Origin of the sequence: Vibrio sp. Y10_XG_PY6 (assembly GCF_024181795.1) — a bacterium.
In the GTDB taxonomy this organism is placed as follows: domain Bacteria; phylum Pseudomonadota; class Gammaproteobacteria; order Enterobacterales; family Vibrionaceae; genus Vibrio; species Vibrio diabolicus.
Map to the genome: position 1 here is coordinate 179,522 of NZ_JAMZAQ010000001.1, position 25,060 is coordinate 204,581.

General features: G+C 47.9%; 19 protein-coding genes. 6 read left to right on the top strand and 13 right to left on the bottom strand.

Features of this window, described 5'->3' with window-relative positions; translation table 11 throughout:
* Positions 1-63: 63 nt before the first annotated feature.
* From NL644_RS00860 to NL644_RS00875, 4 genes are all read right to left on the bottom strand, one after another.
* Complete coding sequence (locus NL644_RS00860) at positions 64-1,188, bottom strand: lipocalin-like domain-containing protein (RefSeq protein WP_114322703.1); 1,125 nt, start codon at positions 1,186-1,188, stop codon at positions 64-66.
* Positions 1,188-3,713 (bottom strand): ABC transporter permease, encoded by a 2,526-nt coding sequence (locus NL644_RS00865; protein WP_114322704.1) that lies wholly within the window; start codon positions 3,711-3,713, stop codon positions 1,188-1,190. Before NL644_RS00865 ends, NL644_RS00860 begins: the two co-directional genes overlap by 1 nt.
* Positions 3,700-4,434, bottom strand: a complete 735-nt coding sequence (locus NL644_RS00870) for an ABC transporter ATP-binding protein (RefSeq protein WP_114322705.1) — start codon at positions 4,432-4,434, stop codon at positions 3,700-3,702. Before NL644_RS00870 ends, NL644_RS00865 begins: the two co-directional genes overlap by 14 nt.
* A gap of 226 nt (positions 4,435-4,660) precedes the next feature.
* A complete protein-coding gene (locus NL644_RS00875; RefSeq protein ID WP_005383498.1) occupies positions 4,661-4,906 on the bottom strand; it encodes a DUF3297 family protein in 246 nt (81 codons plus the stop codon).
* 304 nt (positions 4,907-5,210) lie between these two features.
* Here NL644_RS00875 and NL644_RS00880 point away from each other — a divergent pair, with 304 nt between their 5' ends.
* Complete coding sequence (locus NL644_RS00880) at positions 5,211-6,932, top strand: glycosyltransferase family 39 protein (protein ID WP_114322706.1); 1,722 nt, start codon at positions 5,211-5,213, stop codon at positions 6,930-6,932.
* A gap of 39 nt (positions 6,933-6,971) precedes the next feature.
* A complete protein-coding gene (locus NL644_RS00885; RefSeq protein WP_005395558.1) occupies positions 6,972-7,973 on the top strand; it encodes a glycosyltransferase family 2 protein in 1,002 nt (333 codons plus the stop codon).
* A gap of 20 nt (positions 7,974-7,993) precedes the next feature.
* Here NL644_RS00885 and NL644_RS00890 read toward each other — a convergent pair whose 3' ends face one another.
* From NL644_RS00890 to NL644_RS00900, 3 genes are all read right to left on the bottom strand, one after another.
* Positions 7,994-8,878: a hypothetical protein gene (locus tag NL644_RS00890; protein WP_006740853.1), complete on the bottom strand. Its 885-nt coding sequence runs from the start codon at positions 8,876-8,878 to the stop codon at positions 7,994-7,996.
* Positions 8,868-9,512, bottom strand: coding sequence for a bifunctional 2-polyprenyl-6-hydroxyphenol methylase/3-demethylubiquinol 3-O-methyltransferase UbiG (locus tag NL644_RS00895; protein ID WP_006740852.1), 645 nt, complete (start codon positions 9,510-9,512; stop codon positions 8,868-8,870). Before NL644_RS00895 ends, NL644_RS00890 begins: the two co-directional genes overlap by 11 nt.
* Positions 9,513-9,664: 152 nt before the next feature.
* On the bottom strand, positions 9,665-11,656 hold the full coding sequence (locus NL644_RS00900; protein ID WP_114322708.1) for a U32 family peptidase: 1,992 nt from the start codon (positions 11,654-11,656) through the stop codon (positions 9,665-9,667).
* Positions 11,657-11,887: 231 nt separating this feature from the next.
* Between NL644_RS00900 and NL644_RS00905 the strand changes: the two genes are divergently transcribed.
* The gene (locus NL644_RS00905; RefSeq protein ID WP_025515564.1) at positions 11,888-12,334 is read left to right on the top strand and encodes a DUF302 domain-containing protein; all 447 of its coding nucleotides are present in this window, start codon (positions 11,888-11,890) and stop codon (positions 12,332-12,334) included.
* Between the two features lie 96 nt (positions 12,335-12,430).
* Here the strand turns inward: NL644_RS00905 and ptsG are convergent, their stop codons facing one another.
* Positions 12,431-13,873 carry a glucose-specific PTS transporter subunit IIBC gene (gene ptsG, locus NL644_RS00910; RefSeq protein WP_253657867.1) on the bottom strand — a complete coding sequence of 481 codons (1,443 nt, stop codon included), beginning with the start codon at positions 13,871-13,873 and terminating at the stop codon, positions 12,431-12,433.
* Positions 13,874-14,138: 265 nt separating this feature from the next.
* On the opposite strand from ptsG, the gene NL644_RS00915 reads away from it, so the two are divergent.
* The 3 genes from NL644_RS00915 to NL644_RS00925 are packed head-to-tail and all read left to right on the top strand — an operon-like array spanning position 14,139 to position 17,513.
* On the top strand, positions 14,139-14,846 hold the full coding sequence (locus NL644_RS00915; protein ID WP_114322711.1) for a response regulator: 708 nt from the start codon (positions 14,139-14,141) through the stop codon (positions 14,844-14,846).
* A complete protein-coding gene (locus tag NL644_RS00920; protein ID WP_025535909.1) occupies positions 14,836-16,266 on the top strand; it encodes an ATP-binding protein in 1,431 nt (476 codons plus the stop codon). Before NL644_RS00915 ends, NL644_RS00920 begins: the two co-directional genes overlap by 11 nt.
* 2 nt (positions 16,267-16,268) lie before the next feature.
* Positions 16,269-17,513, top strand: coding sequence for an ABC transporter substrate-binding protein (locus NL644_RS00925; RefSeq protein ID WP_114322713.1), 1,245 nt, complete (start codon positions 16,269-16,271; stop codon positions 17,511-17,513).
* 73 nt (positions 17,514-17,586) lie between these two features.
* Here the strand turns inward: NL644_RS00925 and NL644_RS00930 are convergent, their stop codons facing one another.
* From NL644_RS00930 to NL644_RS00950, 5 genes are read right to left on the bottom strand one after another with little or no spacing between them, the layout of a single operon-like run.
* Positions 17,587-18,789, bottom strand: a complete 1,203-nt coding sequence (locus tag NL644_RS00930) for a type III PLP-dependent enzyme (protein ID WP_114322714.1) — start codon at positions 18,787-18,789, stop codon at positions 17,587-17,589.
* Positions 18,782-20,611: an IucA/IucC family siderophore biosynthesis protein gene (locus NL644_RS00935; protein WP_114322715.1), complete on the bottom strand. Its 1,830-nt coding sequence runs from the start codon at positions 20,609-20,611 to the stop codon at positions 18,782-18,784. The genes NL644_RS00930 and NL644_RS00935 overlap by 8 nt, the downstream gene beginning before the upstream one ends.
* On the bottom strand, positions 20,583-21,788 hold the full coding sequence (locus NL644_RS00940; protein WP_253657868.1) for an MFS transporter: 1,206 nt from the start codon (positions 21,786-21,788) through the stop codon (positions 20,583-20,585). Before NL644_RS00940 ends, NL644_RS00935 begins: the two co-directional genes overlap by 29 nt.
* A gap of 6 nt (positions 21,789-21,794) precedes the next feature.
* Entirely contained in the window at positions 21,795-23,627 is a 1,833-nt protein-coding gene (locus NL644_RS00945; protein ID WP_253657869.1) for an IucA/IucC family protein, read from the bottom strand.
* Positions 23,624-24,835 carry an acetyl-CoA carboxylase biotin carboxylase subunit family protein gene (locus NL644_RS00950; protein ID WP_253657870.1) on the bottom strand — a complete coding sequence of 404 codons (1,212 nt, stop codon included), beginning with the start codon at positions 24,833-24,835 and terminating at the stop codon, positions 23,624-23,626. The genes NL644_RS00945 and NL644_RS00950 overlap by 4 nt, the downstream gene beginning before the upstream one ends.
* Positions 24,836-25,060: the final 225 nt, after the last annotated feature.

The window sequence follows — 25,060 nt, forward strand, 5'->3', positions numbered from 1 at the left end:
TTGCGGGTAGGAGATGGTTCTTAAGATGGCTTCTCAACGGTAATTGAAATCCGTTCAGAGCGCTTAATATCCCGTCAGCTCCATATAACCAGTCCCAGAATGAGAGCCCTCAATACGCACTGGGCCTTCCCAATAAGGCACAGAAAGGGGCATTTTCGCGTTCGGGTTGAGTGCAGAAATGGTAAGTTCAATTTGCTGGTTAGGAATCGATACTTGCCACTGGGTTGGATACTTTCGCCCTTGGATTTCTGTTTGCTTGGTCGCCTCTAACCGAATGTCTTTTTGTGGGATAGCGATGCCAGAACCATCTTGCTGCATCAGCCTTGCGCTGGAGTAACTGGCTTGTCCGGTTTTAGAATCCCGCAATTGGAACACCACCAGACTGGTCTCGTCACTCAACCTTAGGGCAAACCAGTCCCAGCCTTGTTGTGAGTCGAGTAAGAATTGCGAGCTCCACTCTCGGTCTATCCAAGCTTTGCCCGACACTTGATGGGTTTTGCCGTCGATCGTGACCTCACCAGAGACATCAATAAACGGTTGGCTGTAGTAATACGAAGCCACTTGACCATCGGCGCTTTTGGTGCTGTAACCTTGCTCGCCTTGTTTTTGATAAGGTGCGCTGCTGGTAAGCGTCAGCGAATATCCAAACTGTTCTGAGTTTGCATTCAATGCGGCAGGGAAGAGATCGGTGGTTGAAGAAGTCCACTGCCAATCGTCGAGATAAACCCGAAATGGTGAAGTATCAACACCTGCTAGAGAGGCTTGAGCGCGTGACCATTTCTCATCTGCATAGTGTTTGTCCTTCGTCGTGACCGCGCTGTGCGCCATGTAGATTTGCTGAGTTTGCCATTCGGTTTTCTTCACGTCATCTTCGCCCGTTGGTGGCGCAGCAGCAAAGCGAAATTGTGTCCATTGAACGCCAAGTGGATTGCCGTCTTCATCAATTAAGTTAGCGGTTAAGTACCACCATTCATGACGAAAATTCGGGTGCGCTTGATGGTCTGCTGGGAAGGTCAGTTCGACACCTTTTTCCACGGGTGTGAATGGGTTGCTCTCGCTTGGCGTGTCTCCACTGCCCAACAACGTGCCCATATTTAGCGTGCCCATATTGTTTTGTTGGGGATCTTCACAACCGAATAGGAATAAGCTGCTTATGAGTAGAGTAAGCTTGCTTGCCAATCGAACCATCACAACACCTCGCTTTGCAAACTGGAGACGACAGGCTTGCTGACCAATCGCCACAGCGGAATCAAGGTGGCAATCACCGCCACCAAGATGGTGATCGCCGCAATGCTGAGGGCATCACTCCAATTCCACAGATAATTTAAGCTCCAACCAAAAGCGCGCAAGGTGACGATGTCTGTCAGCACATAACCAACCATGGCTCCTAAAGGTAGGGCGATAACCAGAGTAAAACTGACCAGAGCGACGATCTGTCCGACCACCATGGTCATTAATTTACGACGGCTGACGCCAAGTGCATACAGCCTTGCAATGGCGGCTTTACGCGCGTCGAGCAACATAAAACAAGCACTGAACAAACCAATCACGGCGACCATCAAAGTCACGCCGTTGAGTGCGCGCGTAATGGCGAAGGTCTGCGAGAAAATATCTAACGCGATGGATTTGATTTGCGCCTGATCGTAGAGTTGACTTGGATGCAGATTCAGTTGCTCGCGCAGTTGGTCGTATACGACTTGTGGGTCATCTGAGACTTTAATACCAAGGCTTGTTGGCAGGTCGGTAAAGCCACTCTCTTGCCATAATTTGGGTGCTAATAACACTTCACCATTGGGTGAGCCATAATCGTGAAATATCGCGCCCACAAGCAGGTTCTTATTTGGAACAGCATCAAGCGTGAGCTCGCTACCCAGTGACAAACCCAGTTTGACCGCGGTTGGTTCACTGATCGCGACTGATTCACCTTGGTAAAAACGCTGCCAGAAGTTCTCCAAATGCGATTTGAACACCATGGTTTGCTCTAAGGTGTCTTTGTCTTTGGTACCAAGCAAAATCGGTAAGCCTTGCAGGTTATCGTCGACATAATATTGCTTGTAGACGGTCTCAACCTTGTCGAACAGCCCTAACGCGCGCTCCACATTAGCGATTTCACCCTGTGCGGGGCTAACGTAAATATCGGCGTGTAGTCTTTGTTCTAACCACTGTTTTAGGGTGGATTCAAAACTGCCCACCAGCGTATTCATCCCCATATTGGCTGTAACGGCGAGTAGCAGTGCCATCATGGCGAGAGAAAGCGGAGAAATCAGCTCACGCAGCTCTGCAAACAGATACTGCATCAAACCGGAAGTGGTGCGTTTTTCACACCAATTAGCTAAGACACTGAGCGTTTTGGGTAGATACAAAGGAATCGACACCACAAGCACGCCGAGCCACGCCATGGTAAAGCGGTGATGCTCACTCAGCCATAACCCTGCGAGTGCGAGAGTCGTCAACACAGCACCTATCACGAACAATTGGTTTTCGTTAGAAGCTTCAGGTGCTTGATAAAATCCACCATGAGAGGAGAGCGGCTGGCGCACTCGCTGTTTAAAGTGCTGCCAACACGCCAACAGGGTTGCGGCTAACGTGAGCAGCAGGGCTTGCGCCCACCATTGCCACTGCCAAGTGCCGGGCAGTAGTGTCGCGCCGTAAAGTTGTTCTAAAGTCAGTGCTACGGTCGGATGTAGCCAATGGCTAAGCTGCATGCCCAACACAAAACCGAGGGAAGCGCCGATGGTAACGAGGATAGTGAGTTCAACTAACAGCGCAGAGAACACAATGCTCGGCGCAACACCCGCCTGTTGAATCTGCACTAACAGCCGATTGCGTTTCAGCAAGCTGTACTTTACGCCGTTGTAAGCGATGAACAGCCCGACTAAAAAGGCAAGTAAGCTCATTGCTGTGAGATTGAGGTGAAAGCTGTCGGTCAGCGAACCAAGGTCTGTGCTTTGATTATTGGAAATCCATTGTCCTTGCTCACCAATCAGCTTCTGCCATTTTGTTTGCTTGTCTTTATTCCCTTTATCACCCGAATGGAAAACTGCAATGTAACTGAGCTGTCCTTGTTTATTGAGCAGTTGCTGGGCAAAGCCAATGTCCAGCAACATTCGGCTACCTAACTGCCATTCGTCAGGTAGCACCACCACTTGGGTTGGGATGTCGTCCAGAGTTAGGGTTTCTACCTCCCCTAGGTTTTGATGTTGAGATTGGCTCATCATCACAATTGGCTTGCCAGCTAAAAGCTCAGGTAAAGGTAAAGCACTGTCGAACAAAGACACGTTCTGTTCACTATCCGATGACTTTCCGTTTGCAGAATACCGAGCGCGTGAAGAGATGGCGGCAATCAACTCGCTACCTTGCACTAACCAACGTCGACCTTGTTCATCTCTCACTCGCCCTTCGATTACAGGTAGTGCTGCACTGAGCCCGTTTTGTCTAAGGGTGAAATAAAGAGATTCGGGCAGATAGTTTTGCCCTGCTGGTGGAATAATTAAGTTCTGAGCTTGTACGCTAAGTTGCTCGGTAGACTCCGCATAACTGCGCTTGGCATTGAGGTTGATGGCTTGCACTGCAACAAACAAGGTCACAGCCAGCACGATACCGATCAGAATTGCCGCGGCTTGCAGTGGCGCCTGCCGATAGTGCGCTACAAACAGATTCAGGGCGAGTCGAGTATGCGTGAATCTGGTGTTTGGTTGCTTAGCTTGCTTCATGATGTTGCTCATTTACATCACTCTGATTTTGCGTCAGTCCGCTTTGCAAACGACCATCCTTCAAACGCCCATCTTTTAAACGTAATTGGGTTTGCATGAACTCGGCACACTCAGGGCTGTGGGTCACCAAGAGCACAGCGGTATTGCCTTGGGTGGTGATTTCATTCAACAGTTTCATCACTTCTAAGCCCGCTTTTTGGTCAAGGTTTCCTGTGGGTTCATCGGCAAGCAGAAGTTTGGGTTTGTGTGCCAATGCTCGTGCAATCGCGACGCGTTGTTGTTGACCGCCTGAAAGAGCAGAAATATGCCTGTCGAGAAGCTGGCTGATGCCTAACGTTTCGACCAGATAATCGCACCAGTCATTCCATTTCTGTTGATTCAAATTGAGAGGAAAGGCGATGTTTTTCTTTACGTTAAGAGGTGTTAAGAGGTTGAATTGCTGAAAAATAACCCCGAGTTTTTGATGTCGGAAGCGGCTCCATTGTGGGTCTTTCCAAGCCGCTGCGTTGTCGCCGTCTAGCCACAACTCACCACCGGAAATTGGCTCAAAGCCAGCGATGATATTGAGTAAAGTACTTTTGCCGCTACCACTTGCCCCCGTCAGTGCGACACTCGCTCCCGAATTGAGGGTGAAGTCGATGCCTTCCAGCACACGATGGCTCTCTTTGCCATCGACAAAGCTTTTGCTGGCGTGTTTGAGTGTGACAAGTGGGCTTTCCATTTCCTCTCCCTACAATCAAAAGGTGTCGTTTCTTTTGGCAATGGTTATTACAGTAAGTTCTATAGAAACTTTAGCCAACAATCAGATAAAAACAGCGATTTACATCGATTTCTTAATAACTTGTACTGAATAGAGGAGGGAATAGATTAATCGAGAAAGGGATATAACAGGCATTAAAAAAGCCCGAGTCAAACTCGAGCTTTCAAAGAAATTCAGCTTGGTCAGCTTATACGTAGTACGCTTCAACTTCGCCTTTAAGTTTGATCAGCATTGGGTTACCAAAACGGTCTTTTGCTTTAGGAGAAGCAATTTTCACCCAACCTTCGCTCACGCAGTATTCTTCTACGTCTGTGCGCTCTTTGCCGTTAAAACGGATACCGATTTGGTGATCGAAACATTCTTTGATGAAGAATGGGCTACGTGGGTTACCTGCTAGGCGATCTGGTAGAGCTGGTTTAGCTGTATCTGTCATGTTTGTGACCTAAATTCCGTAAAAAGTGCGCCATTGTAGTCAGTGCACAGTGAGTGTTCAAGATATGTTGAGAGACTTAATACTAAAGCCTTTTGAAATAATGCAAAGTTTCCCGCTTTCAAAGTGTGGAATAAAAACACGGTCTCGTTGCTCAACGGTGTTTTGCTCTCGAAACTTCTCCTGCCACCCCTTATTTGGTTTTGAATCATGACTATACTCATTACTGGCAGTTCTAACCTTATTCATACAACTTAATGTCTCAGAGCATGCCACTAGTCGAGAAACGATTAACAAGGAAGGGTGAATGGAGACTGTTGAACAGGTTAATAAACGTCATTTATCGGATAGAGATACTACCTCTAGCACTTCTATTTTTCTTTGTATTCTAATCGTAGTGGCTGTAATCGCTCGGTTTTTTGTTGCGTTTAATTACGAAGTAAATTGGGACGAGTTTTATTACCTATCTTTTGTGCATCGGTTTATTAACGGCGAGGTGATTAATAGTTTCCAAACCTTTCACATTCACTTCTTTACTTGGCTGAGTGGTGTATCAGATAACGATGTTGACCAGATCATTGTGGCGAGAGTCGTTATGGTCTTCTTTCAATTACTCACGGGATTTTATCTATACAAGTTATGTCGATTGTACTGCAGCAAATCGGCGGCACTTTTTGCGGTGCTTGCCTATTTTTCTTTTGTTTATAATGTTCGTATGGGGGCCAGTTTTCGTACTGATCCTATCGCGACATGTATGATCATGGCGGCGCTGTATTATGTGTTTAGTACAACATTTTCTTGGCGTGTATCCATTCTTGCTGGTGTCCTTACGGCTGTCGCCTTGCTCGTCACTTTAAAGACCGCTCTGTATATCCCGACTTTTATAGGCATAGTTTTAACCTCGCTTTATTGGTCGCGAAATCGTAAGCGTTATTTTAGGCAAGTTCTCATGTATGGAGTCGCAATACTGGTTGCCTTTGCGATGCTATACAGTTGGCATTACTTCTCTATACATGGAGCGAGTTCGGTTGGTGATGCAGGAACGATGTTCGGTGCTGCGGATAAGACACTAAACCAGCGCGAGCTTTTTCCTCGATTGTTTTACTTTGTTCATTCAGTTTCGACGAACTCATGGTATTGGTTAGCTCTTTTCATTGGTATTGGTACTGCTGTTTATGCGTGTTTTTCGCAAAAGCTATTAAGTCGTGAGTCATCGATTAAGTTTTTGTGCCTAAGTTTATTACTCTTCACTTTGTTCTTTTATCGCAACGCTTTCCCATACTATTACGCTTTTATGCTTGCTCCAGTGAGTGCTTTGTTTGCTGTGGCTTGGGTTGGTATCCAGAATTTCACTAACGCAAGAGTTGCACAATTTTTTAATTTTATTGTTCCTTGCTTGTTTGCGGTATCCATTGTGGTGAATGGTTTTGTTTTACCGATAAAAAGCAACTTGGCCTACCAGCGTCAGTTTCTTGATGAAGTACATAAAATCTTTCCTCAGCCTGTTGCTTATATTGATCGATGCTCCATGGTTCCGACTTTTTCAAAACAAGGTTTTTTCATGAGTACGTGGGGTTACGAAGATTATATTGCGAGAAACATCCCCGTTATTCGCAATGCAATAGAGCAAGACAATCCGGCTTTTGTACTGGTTAATTCGCACTATTTAGATGTGTTTGGCCCTGACAAAACCGATAAAGGGCTATTAAGGCAAGATATTCAAGCGTTAAGGCAGAACTACATTCATCATTGGTCGCATCTGTATGTTGCAGGAAAGACGTTTGAACTGACGCCCAACTCTCTTAGTCGGGAAGTTAAGGTCAACATCGAGGGCGTATATACGCTTGAAGCTAGCAATAGTCTTATGATTAATGGCAAGGTTTGGTTGGCTGGTCAAGCACGGTACTTGGCGCGGGGGGGCTATGAATTAGTGTCGAAAGAGCCAGGTAAAGTCGTTCTGCGTTGGGGAGATAACCTGTACCGACCTCGCAATCTTGAAGAGAAGCAGAGGTTATTTACCGGCTTCTAATACGCACAGTAATGTTGATTCAGAACATGAGGAGCAAGCATGAAGTTAATTGTTCAAATTCCGTGCTTTAACGAAGCGGACAATATTGCTGATGTTATTCGCTCAATACCAAAGCGCGTTGATGGTATCGCTAAGATAGAGATTCTAATCATCGATGATGGTTCTACGGATGGTACTTCAGAAGTCGCACGCAAGTGTGGTGTTGAGCACATTATTACTAACCAGGGCAATAAGGGGCTTGCTTACTCATTTCGAAGAGGGATAGAGGAGTGCCTTCGTCTTCATGCTGATATCATTGTGAACACCGATGGCGATAATCAATATAATGGGGCCGATATTCCGCACTTGGTTAAGCCTATTATCGAGCACAAAGCAGAAATTGTTGTTGGTGACCGAGGAGGGTATAGCAATACACATTTCTCTGTATTTAAACGATGTTTACAAGTGTCGGGGAGCTTTATTATTGCCAAAGCGACGGGATTGGATGTTAAAGATGCTGTGAGTGGTTTTCGCGCAATATCGAGAAGTGCGGCACAACAACTTAATATCGTATCGGATTTTAGCTACACAATAGAAATGTTGATTCAAGCAAGTGCAAAAAGGATTGGTGTGGTTTCGGTGCCAATCCGAACTAATGAAAAAACGCGAGAGTCCCGTCTGTTTAAGAGCATTCCGCAGTTTCTAAAAATGTCGCTCTCTACCTTGGTCAGGGTTTATACCATGTATCGACCTCTGCAAGTGTTTTTGTTTATTGGCTCGGTGGCGATGATTTGTGGTGTGATTCCCATTATGCGATTCCTGTATTTCTTTTTAAATGGAGCGGGAGATGGCCATATTCAGTCATTGGTCTTGGGGTCAACGCTACTTATCTTGGGTTTCATCACTTTATTGATGGGGTTGGTGGCCGATCTAATAGGGTTCAATCGAAAGCTGACCGAAAAAGTATTGCACCGAATTGAGGTATTGGAAGAAAAGCTGGAGCATCAGGAAAAGTTGCCCACTTATCAGTTTGAAACCAAGCGAAAACGATCTGGAGAGTAATAGCGAGTTACCTCGATACTTTAAAGAAGTGAGTTATTTGATACGGCTTGCTTAGGCCTAAATAAACTCGAGATAGCGAAGAACAACATATCCCCTAGAACCGTGACGATTCTGGAAACAAGGACGGCAACTAAGAGTGTATCTTCAATACTCGGCGAATCTAGAAGTGTGATTAAAACAGCCTCTCGGACACCCAACCCTGCAGGAGAACCTGGGGTGGCAAACCCTATTAACCATGCGATGATGAAGTAACAAGATGTTTGTAAAAATGTCTCTAAAGTTGGAGTTAGATTGTCGTTTAGCGTAAAAAATATGAGTGAGAAAATGCCGCCCGATACCAAAAAAAAGCAGAGATAAAGCCCACAAGCTTTTAGGTAATTGCGACTGGCTATCAAGCTTAATATTGATCCGGTGATCACGATAAGTCCAGCGAATAAAGTCATCTCGTACCCCATTAAACTAGGGAAGTACTCATTCAGCAGAAAGACGCCAAACGAACCAGCCGCAATACCCATCAACCCTATTTCCCATAAGGTCGATTTCAGTAATACATTATTCTTAATTCCGTGTTGTACGCCAATTACTTGTCGGCTAGCGAATTGGAAAATGTTTCCAGGTAGATACTTAGCAATTTGAGATCCGCCAAACACCCAAATGGCAGTTGATGCAGACAAAGTATATTCACTGTTCGCGACTAAAAGTCGCCACGCCATAGAAAGAACATAATTGCCAAAGGCGTAGAGGCCTATGCAAAAAATAAATACCAGATAGGAGTAAGAGGGAATATCCTGAATATTCAGTTGCTGCGAGTATGTAGAGAGCTTGATTAATACAAAGGCGATGGAAAAAATAGTAATGATTCGCCCAACCCAACTTAATATGAATTTACTCTTATTATGTTTCATGATTCACACGCTGGCATAAAACCATGGTCCAAGGAATGGGAGAGCGTACTTCGAGAATCTCAAAGTGTTGATTGAGCAAAGTCAGAAAGGCATTCTTGGACCAGTGTTGGATATGTCCGGGAGTATTGCCCCAACTGTTTAAATATTTACCTCTTGCCATGTTTAACGCACACCACAACGGCTCTCTTGGCACACTAAAAATGTAATAGTCAGTATCGAGATCTTGCAATGTTGCTAGTGCTTGCTCGGGATGCTCTAGGTGTTCCAAGACCTCACAACAAACAACAAGGTCAGCAGAATCAGTCTCTCTAGCAACGTCATACACACTTTTTTGTTCAAACAAAATGTCTTCCAAGTTGTGTGCTTGGGCATTGTCTCTTGCTAGTTGAATCACTTGTTGGGAGAAGTCACTCCCTTTCACACGGATCCCTTGTTGATGCCATTTAAGTGCCCAGACTCCTTCTCCGCAGCCGATTTCGTGTATCGACTTTGGTGTGACCATATCAACCAGTTGCGATAAATGATGATCGAAATTGCTCATCATTTTTCTGGCGATGGGGTTCTGAGTATTGTATTTGTCGTAATAGTTTCCGACAGGGATTCCCTGCTCTTCGATACCTTTAGATATTTTCATGGCGTACTCAAATAAATTATCTCAAATGGCCAGGAAGTTCTTCTATTGATGAACTATGTTCTTCAGCCAACCATCTGACTTACAAAGCGTTACGCTTCCCTCTAGTAGAGTGTAGGATAATTTATTGTTTTGTTTGCCTCGTTAGAAAAATTCTACAACCCCTTTAAATACTGCGCGTTGGCTGTTGGTTGAATCATGGCATTCAGCGTTTGGACGGTTTGTTCGCTGTGTTCTTCAAGTAGAGCTAAGAACGCGTCAATCAACTCAGGTTTGCTTGCTGAGACTGTCGTTTCGGTCTGGATATCACGCAGATCGATCAACACATCGGTAAACAATTGCGGCAGATCGTGCAGTACTTGCAGGTTTAAGACGTTGTGCTCGCTGTAGATTGAATTGTGGCTGCCTTTTTGTTTTTGCACCACGTAAGGATTATCTTTTAAGTTGATGATAGACGTGCGTTTATCACAGCGTTTCAAACAACCTTTGTTGACCTTCACCTTACGGCATCCTTCGGTTTGTTGGAACAAACATTGGCGGCTCGTGAGTAGGTTATTTGGATGATAAATGCTGTAGAAGCTGCGCATGTTTTTCGGACGCTTGATATGGCGCATCTGCTTCATATTCAGCTCGTTAGAAACAAACGCGCCACTTGCCGCGAACTCGTCTTGAAGGCATTTAAACGCGTATGAGTTCACCGTGTTCATTTGTGGGCCAGCCACCCAGCCTAAGCCAAGCTCTTTTGCGATCATGCCGACGCCTGAGTTGTTGGTGATCAACAACTCAGGTTGGATGGTTTCCAAAAATACGCGCGCGGCGTGGTAGTCTTCGCCAATCAAAATGGCTGGGAACCAAGGTTTGAGCATTGGGTTGGCTTTGAACAACTCAATCATCGCGCTCAGTTCACCAGACAATCCCATTGGCAATTGATAGTAAACATCAATGTCTTGGTATTCGCACAGCATGGCTTCTTGTGCTGACGAGATCAGAACCGATAATTTTGGCGCACCTTGGCGAGGTTCTGGTTGAGGTAACGCTGGCAGAGTTGGTACATCAATCGACCCTTTCAAGCTGCTGCCGGATACTTGTGTCGAAGTGACATCGAACGACTTGGTTTGCTCTGCCACTTTCTCAATGATCGCGGTTTTGTCATCGTACAGTTTCTTTTTCACCGCTTGCACATCATCAGCAGACTGGCATTGATAAACCTTCGAAAAATGCTTTACAGCGTGGTCGCGCGGGTTGTCGATGTACATCGCCTTGCCGAAATCACCTTGCAAAAATGCGTTGGAGAAATCACGGTTGAACACCGTGTATAACTCTGTGGTGTCTTCAGAGAGTTCCAAACCTTCGCACAAGCGATCGATTTGCTGACGCCAATTGTCGACCACGGTATAGACGTAGTGCGATTTCTTGATTCGTCCTTCCACTTTTAAGGAATACACGCCAGCATCGGCAAGCGCTTTCAAGTCCCCAAAGGCGGAGTTGTCTTTCATATTGAGTGGGTAGTTGTTGTCTGTTTTGGTCGTTTCGTACTGTTCGCGACAAGGTTGGCTGCAGCGTCCACGGTTACCTGATGCACCATTGCGAGCGGAACTGATGTAGCAAATTCCGGAGAATCCGATGCAGTATGAGCCGTGGACAAACACTTCCATCATTACGTTGTGCTCGCGACCAAATTGCGCCAGATGTTTGATCTCATTGATGTTAAGCTCGCGAGATAGATTTACTCGGCTTGCGGTGAGCTGGTTGAGAAAGAGGATCTGGCCTTCGTTATGCGTGTTCAGTTGCGTTGAAGCGTGCACATCCAAATCGGGAAAGTGATGTTTGAGAATGTAGGCCAGACCGAGATCTTGCGCGATCACGCCATCGATTTTGGTGGTGTTCAGTTGGCTGAGTAAGCGAACAATCGCTGGAATTTCACTTTCTAAAATCAGCACATTCAACGTTAGGAAAATCTTACAGCTGTGCTGATGGGCCAACGTTAACACGCCATTTAAGTTATCTAAGGTGAGGTTGGTCGCTCGGTTACGAGCATTGAAGCGGTCGAGCCCACAGTAAATTGCATCGGCGCCAGCGGCAATGGCGGCTTTGATGGAATCTAAATCACCACCGGGTGCTAATAACTCAAATTGATCGCGTGTCACTACTTTTCTCTTTCTTACTAAAATAGGCTGCAAATGTTACGTATTTCACGCTTTTGATGCTCAGCTAGTTAACGCTTTATTAATCTGAATCAATTAATCCGTGTTACACGGTCGACTCTTGAGTGGGTAGAGTGCAATTCGCGATAGCGGAATCTGACTTCTATAGTTTTCCTACACTTGGTTTTTCTATATTTACAGTTTTCGACTCAGATAGAGAGGAAGGGACGACAAATGAAAAAAGTAATCATCGGGTTGGTCGTGGCGTTGACGTCATTGAGTGCGTTGGCTGGTGAGGGTGTGGTAACCGTTGCGAGCACGCATTCAGCAAAAGATACGGCGGATAAATTTGTCGCTATCGCGCAAGAAAAAGGGTTGAACGTCTTTGCGCGCATTAACCATCAAGAGAATGCCACGAAAGTCGATATGACGTTGCGACCAACTGAAGTTATCGTGTTTGGAAACCCTAAAGTGGGCACACCACTGATGATCTGTACGCAGGAGGTGGCGCTCGATTTACCCCAAAAAGTGTTGGTGTATGAAGATGCTGAAGGCAAAACGTGGTTAGCTTACAACGATCCTATGTATTTAAAGCAGCGCCATCATATTGAAGGCTGTGACGAGGTATTGAACAAAATCAGCGGCGTGCTGGGCAATTTAACCCACGCGGCGGCGAAGTAGGGCTGGTTATTGGCTTCGCTTTTTTTACTCCGAAAACGAAAAAGCCAACCTCACAAGGAGGTTGGCAAATCTTACCTAGACTGGGGGTAGATAAGATCAGGAGGTGGCGAGTACGCTGTGCACTTCTGACTTAATTGAGTCAGACTGCGTGCCGAAAATCGCTTGTAAACTGTCGCCAATCACTAACACATCTCGCGCGCCAAGTGCTTTTAGCTTAGCAACATCAACGTTGGCAATGTCTTTCACCGAGACACGCAGACGAGTGATACACGCATCAACCGACTTAATGTTGGCTTTGCCGCCCAATGCAGCGACTACATCCACCGCAATTTCACCAGGCTGTCCGGCAATCTTCACTTCTGCAATGTCGGTTTCACGACCCGGCGTTTTCAGATCCAACTTCACAATTAGGAAGCGGAACAAGCCATAGTACAGCGTCGCCCAGATTGGACCGATGATGATGAACATCCACGCGTTGCTCGACATTGGGTAGTAAAGGAAGAACTGGATCGCGCCGTGCGCAAAGTCAGTACTGTGTTTGATTTCCAAAAATGCGGTGATCGCAAACGCAATACCGGTGAGGAAAATATGGATCACGTACAGCACTGGCGCGACGAATAGGAAGGTAAATTCGATTGGCTCAGTGATACCAGTCAACCAAGAGGTCAACGCCGCAGACATCATCAAACCGCCGACGATTTTCTTACGCTCAGGAGACGCGCAGTGGTAAATCGCCAATGCCGCTGCTGGTAGCGCCCACATGGAGTACATAAAGCCACCAGACAGATAACCTGCGGTTTTATCGCCCGCGAAGAAGCGAGTGAGCTCACCGGTAAACTCTTTGCCGGTTTCTGGGTCTACATAGCTGCCGACTTCAAAGAAGAACGGTGCATTCCAGATGTGGTGCAAACCAACAGGGAGTAATGAACGTTCGCCCGCTCCGTAAACCGCCCACGCGAGTACCGGGTTTTGGTACGCTGCCCAATGAGAGAATGCATCAAGAAGTTGTCCGACAGGTGGCCATGCAAACGCGAGAATCGCACCAACGACGATCGCCGATAGACCGGTGACAATGGGCACAAATCGCTTACCCGCGAAGAAGCCCAAATATTCCGGCAGTTTGATGTTGTAGAAGTGGTTGTACATGATTGCCGCGACCGCACCGATAAAGATGCCGCCAAACACCCCGGTTTGCAGCGTCTCAACGCCCATGATGGTGGCGTCAGTTTCTAAGCCGCGCAAGCCAGTCACGATACCGAGCGATGCGTTCATTATAATTAGGCCAACTAAGCCTGCGAGCGCAGCGGCACCGTCATTGTCTTTTGATAACCCGAGCGCCACACCGACCGCAAACATCAACTGCATGTTGCCGAACACGCCTTCACCGGCAGCGAGCATCACTTTGTTGACCGCGTCTGGAATAAACGCAAAACCCGCGTTACCAATACCCAGCATTAAGCCGGCCACCGGTAACACCGCCACAGGCAGCATCAACGACCGCCCTATTTTTTGTAGTTGTCCAAATATACTTGCAAACATGGTTTCCTCCTGACGAATGCCAGTGTTGTAGGACCTGATTCCTTCAGGTCATGTTGTTTCACGTTAGGTCAGGATGATCATAGCGAGCAAGGCGGCGCCTAAGGTTACAAAAGGCAATCAGTTTGTAAGTGGCCGCTTACAAATCTCTTACACTGAGGAGTGAAAATTGTAATCGGCTCGATTGTGCATGGGCGTTTAAGAATGCATCATATTGGCCAGCGCCAAACTCAGGGACAGGCACAGGGACGGACACAGGGAAAGTAGGATGGAAAACAAGCAGATACTGGTCGTCGATGACAACCTCGACCTTCGCGAAGCGTTGTCAGATTACCTTGGCCACGCAGGGTTTGAAGTGCTTTGCGCGGAAAACGGCGGCGTGATGTGGCAACTGCTCAACGATCACCATCCTGATTTAATCATCCTCGATATTATGATGCCCGGTGAAGACGGCTTTACCCTGTGCCAGAAACTGCGCAAAAATTCCGATATCCCGATCATCATGCTGACCGCCGTCACTGAAGAAGCCGACCGAGTCGCAGGGCTAGAAATGGGCGCTGACGACTACATCACCAAATCATTCAGCCCGCGAGAACTACTCGCGCGCATCAAAACGATTTTGAGACGCAGCCAATCGACCGCCAATAGCAAACTGACGCGTAAAGTGCGTTTTGACGATTGGTTATTAGATACCGTAACCCGGCAACTGACCCACGTTGCTAGCCGCGAGGTTAAGCAACTGAGTGGCGCGGATTTGTCGCTGCTCGGTTTGTTCGTCAACCACGCGCAATCGATATTGTCTCGCGATGACATTGCGCGCGAGATCTGGGGACGCGATGCCGACCCGTTTGAACGCGGCATCGACGTGCAGATCAGCCGCTTGCGTCATCACCTTGAAGATAAAGACCGCTCGCTGATCCTAACGGTGCGCAATAAAGGCTACATGCTGACCACGGACGTGCATTATGAGAATTAAACGCTGGACGGGATCACTGGTCGTTCGCACCAGTGTGTTCTTGTTGCTGGTGATCATTCTGGCGCAGGTATTATCTGGGATTATCTGGTATCAACACGCCAGCGAACGCGATAAAGAAGGCCTGACCACCACAGTCAAAAGCTTAGCACTGAGCGCTTCTTCCACCATCGCTTTCTTTCAAACCCTCCCTTCGGAATATCGCCACTTGGTGCTCAATCAACTACGCAATATGGGTGGTACGCGCTTTTTCGTCTCACTCAACAATCACCAGATTGATGTCGACCCGCTGCCAGAAAGCGAACGCAAAACGTTGGTCATCAACCAAGTTCGTGAAGTATTAGAAAGCGAGCTGAGCGGCATTCCTAATATCGAGGTGGAGTTCACCCAGCGCGACAAACTCAAAGTATTCAACAACGAGCTACCTATCGATGAACTGCCACTATTGTGGGCGCATTATTCGCTTTCGTTTGGTGACCTCAATCCGCCTATTCTGGTGATGCAGGTCGAAGTCGCGCAGAACGAATGGTTTTATCTCGCGGCGGTGCTACCCGCGCCTTACATCAACCTAGAGACTAACTATTTTGAGCTGCGCCAATGGCTGACACTATTGCTGTCCGCACTAATGCTGTTGCTGTGTACCTGGTTTATCGTTCGCAAAGAAATTCAACCAATTCGAGAGCTGGCAAAAGCCGCAACCCTGATGTCGAGCCGATTAGATGTGCCCGAAGTCTCTGAGCGAGGCAGTAACGAACTGAAAGCGGCGGTACGTGCGTTTAACAAAATGAATCGACGCATCGACAGCCACATTAAAGACCGCGAAATGCTGTTCAGCGCCATCTCCCACGATCTGAAAACGCCGATAGCCTGCCTAAAACTGCGGGCGGAAATGCTAGATGACGACGCCGACCGAGAACGCTTTATCCGCCTGAGTAACGACCTAGATTTGATGGTCAAAGGCGCATTGCAATGCATTAAAGAGACCGATATCCACGAGGAAATCGAGCCGATCAATTTCACCCAACTGATTCAGCACATTTCCTCCAATATCGCCGATGCGCCGGACACAATTCGCATCCACGGCGAAATCCGCACTCACTTTGCTGGTAAACCGTTAGCGATTAAGCGCTGCATTCAGAATCTGGTCGATAACGCGCTCAAATACGGCCATCAAGCGGATATTACGCTGAGTGAAAGCCCAGAGTCGATCCAGATTGAAATTGAAGATCACGGTGACGGTGTTGACGATTTATTACTTGAAAAGCTCTGCCAGCCATACTTTCGCGCTAGCAACGATAAAGAAGGCAGTGGGCTGGGGTTAACCATTTCACAGAGCATTGCAAAGGCTCATGGTGGCAACTTGTTGCTGAGCCATTCTCAGTTTGGCGGCCTCTGCGCCACGCTGACTTTCCCGAGAGACTGACTATGAACAAACTGGCATTCTTGTTCCCACTGTTGCTCGCCCCTTTCGTCGCTCACGCTGAGTCGCCACAAGGGGTAGAGTTTTTACATTGGTGGACTTCTGACGGCGAGCAACAAGCGCTGCAAACACTCAAAGCTCAGCTAAAACGGCACGATATTGAGCTGCTGCAAAGCCCGGTGTTAGGCGGTGGTGGCGACAGCGCGATGACGGTACTGCAAGCTCGCGCGCTGGCGGGCAATCCACCGAGCTTCGCGCAAATCGAAGGGCCAAGTATTAAGGCGTGGGATGCCATCGGTATTTTGCACAACGTTAACGCGGTTGCCGATGAGCAACGCTGGGACGAGGTGCTCTACCCGCTGTCTATCGAAATCAATAAAACACAAAACGGCTATATCGCCCTGCCACTTACGCTGCACCGCTTGAACTGGTTGTGGGTCAACCACAAGCTGCTTAAACAACTGAATCTTTCCGCGCCGAAAAATTGGCAAGAAATGTTCGCCGCCATGGAGCTTGCGAAGCAAAATGGCATCGTGCCAATCGCGGTCGGTGAGCAGCCGTGGCAAGTCGCCCAACTTTTCGAGAACTTAGTGATCTCTACTGGCGGCGTTGAGTTCTACACCAATGCAATGGTTAAACTTGAGCGAGACAGCATCGACAGTGATACCCTGCGCCAAGCGTTGACGCAATTTCGCCGCCTGAGTTTGTTGATCGACAACCAATTACCCGACAGTAAGTGGGATACGGCGACCCAAGCGCTAGCCGACGGTCAAGCGCTGTTTCAAATCGGTGGAGATTGGATTTTAGGTGAGCTGCTCGCCAATCAAGTCTCAGTCCCGCAAGAGGTCGGCTGTTACCCAACGCCGGACAGCGATGGTGTATTCCTCTACAACATGGACAGCTTGGTGTTTATGTCGAGCAAGTCGTTTTCTGCCGAGGCTGCTCAGCAAACCGCAAGCGCGCTGGCAGACGTCGAGTTTCAAGCTAAGTTCAATAAGGTAAAAGGCTCGATTCCGGTACGTACTGATATCGACATCAGCGATTTTAATCCGTGTCAGGTCCAGTCATATCAAGACTTTCACTACGGCGTTAAACACAACCTCGCTGTGCCGAGTATGATTGATTCGATGGCGGTCAATCCGGTTGCTCAGCAAGCGATAAACTCGGAAATCTTCCGTTTTTACCGCAATCCCAAGATGGAACCCGACGAGCTGATAAAACGCATTATTGCTATTTCGCAAAGCGGTTAATGGCAATGAATTTGTGCCGAGTGGAGTAAAAAAGCCCCAATGATTGGGGCTTGAATAAAGCGAAGTATGCCGTTTAGAAATAGTGGAAGATCGGCGGTTCATGCATCAAGAAGTTTTGATGGGAGATGTTCCACGCATAGGCGCCCGCTAAGGTAAACACAACATAATCACCAATATCGACGTGGGCGACGTGTTGATTGCGTGCCAGCACATCTTTGGGCGTACAAAGCTGGCCGACAAAAGTTGCTTGTGCATGCTGAATTGGATGAGAAATCTCATGGTGTTGCTTGCTTTTCAGGATGACGAATGGATGATCATGGCTCTGCGCTGCTGGCGTGCGGAAGTGGTGAGTTCCCCCGCGTGCGATGACAAAGTTTTCGCCAAGATTTTGCTTAATATCGAGCACTTCCATCACGTAATAACCGCATGCCGCCGTGATGAAACGTCCGCATTCAAAACGCAGTGTCCAGTCTTGCACTTGCTCTTTAGCGATCAGGAATTCCAACTTGTCGCAAAACTCCATCCACGGAAAGTGTTGCTCAGGGTTTTGGTAGTTAATCCCCATGCCTCCACCCAAGTTGATCATCAGCTCACCGAGTTCAAACTTTTGTTGCCACGCCTTCACGACTTGGAAATAGCGCTGCATTAACGCTAAGTGACGTTCAACATCGAGCTGATGCGACATCAAGTGAAAATGGAAACCTTTCAGTGACACTTGCGGGAAATCGCGTAGCAACATCAAAGCATTGCTCAGTTCGGACTCGTCCAAACCAAAAGGAGTCGGCTTGCCGCCCATCGCCAACTTGCTGAGCGTGATGTCGCCAATATCAATGTTCATACGCAAAAAGATCGAAGCAGGGCGGTTGAGGCGCTCGGTTATTGCTCCAATGCGTTGCAGCTCGGTGAGGCTTTCGACATGAATTGCATCAACATCCAGCTCAATCGCTTGTTGCAATTCACTTGGCATTTTTCCTGGGCCACCGAAGATCAATGGCTTATCGAGTTGCTGCTGGTGGAGGTGTGCCAACTCCCCGCCAGATGCCGCTTCAAAACCATCGACATACGGCGCGAGCGTTTTGAGAATCGGGCCCGATGGATTGGCTTTGGCTGCGTAAAATAGCTCGACATTTTTCGGCAAAACGTGACGCAGTTGTTTGATGTGTTCTTCTAAGGCGTTTAGGTCATACACGTACGCGCACAAGGGTTGATTTTGCTGCTGTGCGAGCGTGTGAACTTGCTGGCTAACGCGTGTCGGTAGGGAGAGTGAATTAGACATGTTGCGCTCCTTTTTCGTGTTGCTGCCAAGGCGCGGCGACTTGGGTATAGCCCGACTCCTTATCGGCTTTTTGCATCAAACGCGTGGTGAAATTATTTTTGCTTGGGAAGTGACCGCCATTCAGCAACGCTTCTAGTTCCGGCTGTTTTCCATTCACTGATTGCCAACGCACAATGGCACTTTGCACCGCATTCCACAGCGTTTGCTCTAGTGGCTCATCACCTTCTGCGATGAAGAAAATCGCTTCGCTGATGTTGTTGATAAAGGTGCAGTATCCGATGCGATTCCAGCCTTGTTCGCGACTGTAGTAAACCGATTGTCGCGCGCGTTCAGACAAGTCAGTTAATGTTTCTGCTGGCCAAAACTCCGGCAGTAACTTGGTTCCTTCCAAATCACGAATCCAAACACAACACGGCATCTCTTGCTCAAAGCCAATCAAGGTGTTTTGCAAATGCGGCTCAAACGCCACCCCGTGTTTGAAGTAGTAGTTAAACACCCCCGGAATTAGGCAATGCAAATAGCGTTCAAACCACAGTGTCGCGATGTCGGAATAGCGATTTTGCGTTGTACGCGCTTTGTTTTTAAGGCGTTGAGCAATGCAACTGTTGCCGTTTTTGTCGTAAGCAAACAGAGCGCCAGCGAGGGTTGGTTTTAAGATATCGACTTCGCTCAGCGAGAAATTTTCGCGGTATAAAATCCCAAACGATTCGCGCGCTTTGGTGTTGTCGTCCCAATTGCGCTCAGCGACACTTTCTAGATTCAACGTGGTGGCGTAAGGCTCCGTCATCACTTTAAATACGGGGTTGTGCAGCTGTTCGTTTTCTCGAATCGGTTTGAGAATCGACGTGAGCTGCACGGCGCTGTCGAGTTCGTACCACGCGTTTTTGCGCACGCAATTGGTTAATCGTACGTTGATGGAGAATTTCGCAAACCAGTCCATGTCTGGATGGTAGAGGGTACGAACTGAAGAGGTCGGCTGCATCTTTTCACCACCTAAACCTAGTGGCGTGATCTTGCCTTGTTCAATGGCACGCTTCACGCTTGGGTTGCTCAAAATGGTGTAGCTTTCCCAAGGATGACAAGGGTAGAGGGTCTTCCCGTTGCTGGTGGCGTGTTGTGGCGCGAGCTGTTGTAGCATGCGTTGCGCAGGGTTAGCGTCTCCGTCGGAACTCAGCACATCAAGTAACGATGTATCCACTTCAAACCAGTACAGCGGGACTTGCGCGCAGACTTCTGGAGAAAACGCCAAGAGATCATCCATGGTGACGCCCGAACGACTTTTTGGGGTCGGATGGAAAGTATGCCCCCAAATCAGAGATTGTTCCGAAGCGATAAATTCGTTGTGATGCGATTTGGGTGCGACGTTGAGAAACTGCTCGGTAACCAGCACGCTATTTTCCAGTTGTTCGATCAGCTCATGGTTAAACGGGATCGCCAACACCTGCTTGAGATAGTTAAGCAAAAGCGTAAGAGTTTGCGTGGCATCCAATTTCGCCCAACCAGATCCCGGCATTTTTGCCCAAGGCAGTTCTGCCAATTTGATTTTGCCCAGTTTGCTCGCGTAGTGAATCGGTAAAACCAGCAGGCCATTTTGTTGAGACAGATGAACGGCTACCCGTTGTTTTGCGGAATAGTTGCGCTTTAACGTTTGGGGGAGCGATGTCGATTGGTAGTGCCATTCTACTTGTTGATTCGGCAGTGCAAATTCACGTAAGTAACAATTAAGAACACCCATTATCGTGTTGAGTTGGGCCTTCTCCCGATTGAGCTGCACATCATGCGCGCGTAATTCGCTAGTCTGAGAAGATTGAGTTTGTAACATGTTGATTTCCAAATTTTGAATGGAGAACCAGCGCGATCAAGGTGATTACGCTGACTATCGCAGAAAGTAGGAAAGGAACCTCAAGTAGCCCCAAGCTAGAAATGAAAGAAGCGCAAAATCCCGCCGCCACGCCACCCCATTTGGACATGGCATCAAAGCGAGAAAATACTTTGCCACTGAGTTTGCGATCCAGATTGCTCGCAAGATGCTGATGCAATCCGTGATAACAACACACCATCGCGATGCCGAAGACAATTCTCGCAGCAATGAGTGCGGTTTCGGACGCAATCAAATGCAAGGCAGAGCTCACGGCAAGCAATGCAAACCCGAGCCACAACGTGCGCAGCGGTTGATGGCGATTCAGCCCATCTGACAACACGTGGATTTTGCCTGCCAGCAACAGATAGACGCCATGCGGCAGTGCGTACAAAAAACCGATCCATGCGTGGTTAGTGATGCCATATTGCTGCACAAACGGCGAGAAATAAGGAAAGGTCACCACCATGGAAAACGCAAACCCGAACTGAGCAAAGAAGATCCAACGAATGGCATGCATTGCGTTTTTCTTTGCAACAGGTTGTTCTTGCTGAGATTCTGAGTTTGGCTTTTCGAGGTTTTGTTCGGCGGGTTTATCCGCTGGCAGTGTTAGTGTGATGCCCATCGCAATTAAAGGCAAAATGCATAACCACAGGTACGCGTTGAGCGGGTTGGTTTCGGACAAGCTCCAGCCGAGCCCAATGGGCGCAACGATCAGCGCCAAGCGAGCAGATAGTTGGGTTTTATTGAGTGACTTGCCGAGTGTTTTGGCTTCTTTAATTTGACTAGATAAGTAGCTGTTTGAGGCGGCCATGGTGCCGCCAAAGGTTCCTTGAACAATAAGACCAAACACAAACATGGCGAGGTTGTCTGCCAAGCCGCACAGCGCAAACCCTGCTGCAAGGCCAAGTTGCGCACGCAAGAGTGAGCGGCGGCGACCATAGCGATCGGCAAAGCTGCCCCAAAATCGTGCCGCCAACGCAGTACAAAACGTGGGTAGGATAAACAATACCCCTGCCCAGTCCGCATCAATGCTTGCGCCTAACGTTGGCAACACGACGGGTAGAAATAGCGGCATACCTAACGCGGCAAACGCAGCGATAAAGTGGCACAACAACACACTGTAGATGAGTTTGGTCATAATCGTTTAACGTACGCTTTTTTTGATGGCTTCTAAGTAGGCGCGTTGCGCTTCTTCGCTAGAAAGCAGCAAGAAGTTCGGAGCCGACAAACCATAGAACTTATTGATGTCACTCGCGCCGGAGGCCTCTTTCGAGAGCAAACTGCCAGAGCTCAACAAGTACTTGGCGTACAAATCAGGCGCCTCTTGCAGTAACTCGCGTGCCAGTTTTGTTTCTAACCCTTCGCCTTCCAATCGGTTGAGTTGCTCTGCAATGCTTTTGGCCACGATGGCGTAAAGCGATGCTGAAGAGGCAATGCCCTTCGCTGCCATGGCTTCTACAATCGCTGCAATATCCAGTTGTAATGTGATGGTGGTAAACATCTGACCGAGCGCCAATTCATTGTCGACTTTGATGCGTTGGTCGAGCAGTTCATCGCAATCCACTGGAAGTAGTTTTGCGCCGTGTTTTTGGGCAGCATGCTCTGTTGCAAAGTGGAAGCGCTCTGGCCAAATTCGCGCCGCGTCGTTGTCTTTCATCGCGAGCGTCATTTTGCCCTGTTGATCAAATGCAACGATGGCGTTTTGTTGGTTGGACTCCAATGCGATGCCATAACGAAGCCACAAGGTGAGGTGCACTTGGCATAATAGGTCGACGTAATCTTGGAACCAAGCCAGCGTATCTTGTTGATAGTACTGCTCCGCCAAATGTTCTAAAAACAAGCGACCGTCAGGCATTGGGCTAGCCAGTGCTGCAACCGGAACTAACGCTTTATCTTCGCAATGAGTAAGTGGGTACTCACGTACGATGTACGCCAAGGTTTTATCCTCGCCGACGTGCCCACCGTGCTTTTCGTTGCAATGGAACAAGCGAGTGTTTAAGTCTGCGTCCGTTTGTTCAAGGTGGCTGAGTAGACGTTCAAACCAGTGGCCGTCATACAGTGTTGAAGGCTTGATTAAGCGAATGTTTTTCGTGCCTAGCGATCGCATGATCAGCGGAACTTTGATGTGAATGTGCGGCGCGTCGTTGACTACCACAGTACGAACGGAAAGCGTTGGCGTCACGTCTAGGTACGTAAACGGCGCTTCTATCATGCCTTCGGGTAAGGCTTCTAAAGAGCGAAGGGTGAGCGGATGCGCAGGGAACAGTACGTGGCTCAGTGCAAAATCAGCAGGAAGCCCCACTTGCTCCATCGTCGGCCAGCAATCAGGTTGTTCGCTGGTTAATGTCACCAGTGATTTTTCAATCGCAATCCAATGCAGAGCAAAGCTTTGTGCGAACTCGGGCGCGTACTTAGCAAGGTCTTCATCGCTCAGACCAAACTTCGCACGCGCAGTTGGATAGTACGGGTGGTCTAGGTAAGACGCGATCTGGTCGGCAAGCAGCAGTTTTTGATGCCAAGAGCCAAGCTTGGATATTGGTTGAGAAATGTGGTCGGCGTGGTGACGAAACGCTTGGTCACACAGTGCTTTGTGTTTCTCTGCGCATTCCAGTTCTTGAAGATATCCCGCTAATAATTCGTGAGAGCTCTCATGCGCCAGTGTCGTTAGTAGCGCAATCCACTCTTGATAATGCTGCTGATGCTCGACCTGGCCATTTCTCTCCACCCACCAACCTAGCGGCGCTTCGCCATTGGTTTGGCCGTAACACCAATGCTGCATGTAATACGTTGGCACAACAGGTAAATAGAGCGTGAAATCCGGATTATCAAAGGTTAGCCAGACTTGCTCGAGTTGAGGAACAATAACCCCTTTGGGTACGGCGCTACTGAACTTGGCATTCGATAAAATGCCAAACATGTCTTCGCGCAGGCAAGTATCGATCAATCGTTGGGTTAGGTATAAAGCGTTGTGATTCATGCTGCCACCTCGCGAGTCGGAGCTAGATTGAAATTGTTAAGCGCGTTCTGCAGTGCTTGGTCGAGGTTTCGCCCCGATGGCGAGACAATCGAAATTCGGGCGAGATAATCCTTGTTGGAATAACTCTGTTGGAAGAGTTCTCCCGCGGTTTTTAGTACCTGTTGCTGGGTGATGACATCGCCATCGTGTTGGATGAAGGAGGTCGAATCTCCATCAATCACACCACTGTGCTCCGCAACCACATAGTGCACGTGTGCTGAGCCATGAATTTGGTAATCGCCATCCAATCTTCGGCCCAAATGCAGACCCAAAATTGTGCTAAACCAACCGAAGTGAGCGAGATTGTTGAGCAAGAATTCGCGGCCATCTCCAATACTGCGGTAGTTAATTTCCACCAGAACCGGGCCATTTTCCGTAATGATAAATTCGCTGTGGCAAACTCCAAAACCAACGCCGAACGCTTTCAGTTGAGCCAAGCAAGCTTCTCGGTGAGCAATGCCGTTTGGTCCGTTCCAGTCTGCGGCGGTTTCGATAAAGTAAGGCGGCTCTGAGAGCGACACATCAAAACCGCCCACGGCGATAAGGCGCTCACCATCTCCCAGAGTTTCGAGCGTAACCAAAGGCCCTTGAAGGAATTGCTCCACCAGAATGGCGGCGTTTGGGTGTTTTTGCCAAAACGCATCGCAGTATGCGTCGAGCTCGCTTTGGGAGTCACAGCGCTGCACATCTAAACTTGCCACGCCTTCTTTGGGTTTTGCCACGACAGGAAAGGCCATGCCTAATGCCACATTCGAATGGCGGTGCAGCAAACAGCTTTTTGTGTTGGGTAGGGCTTTTTTATTTAACACTTGTCGAGTTAAGTGTTTGTTTTTGGCTTTTAACGTGACAGACCAATCTTTGGATGGGAGGCCAAAAAATTGCGCGCAGATGGCGGTGGAAGTTTGTAAGTGATCACTATTGCTGAAAATAGCGTCTGGCTTTAATTCATGCTCCGTGATGGTTTCGATGAGTTCTAATGGGTTGAAGACATCACATTCTAGAATGGTATCCGGATTAAAGTGACTATCACGACTCGCCAGCTCTAAATGGCTGATCTTGTGGTCGGTGACAAGAACGACGTGAAGGTCCATCGCTTTAGCTGCAGGCACGAAGCCGTGAGTGACTGCATCGTTAACGACATGACTTACGATAATCATCGTAGATTTCATGAGCTTTCCTAATTTTCTAACATTTTCTTCTAACGTTGATAAAGTCGCTCACGGTCGTCTTCCAATGTGCCTCTCGCGAGACGGAGGGCAGAAGTTTTAGTGTTTATTGTTATTATGTTTGGTTTTTTTGTTGTTAGTTGTGTTTTTAGGGTAAATAAATATAGAGCATAAAATTAATATTGCAAATAGAAATAATATTTGTTCTTATTTCCATCCGTTGGCTTT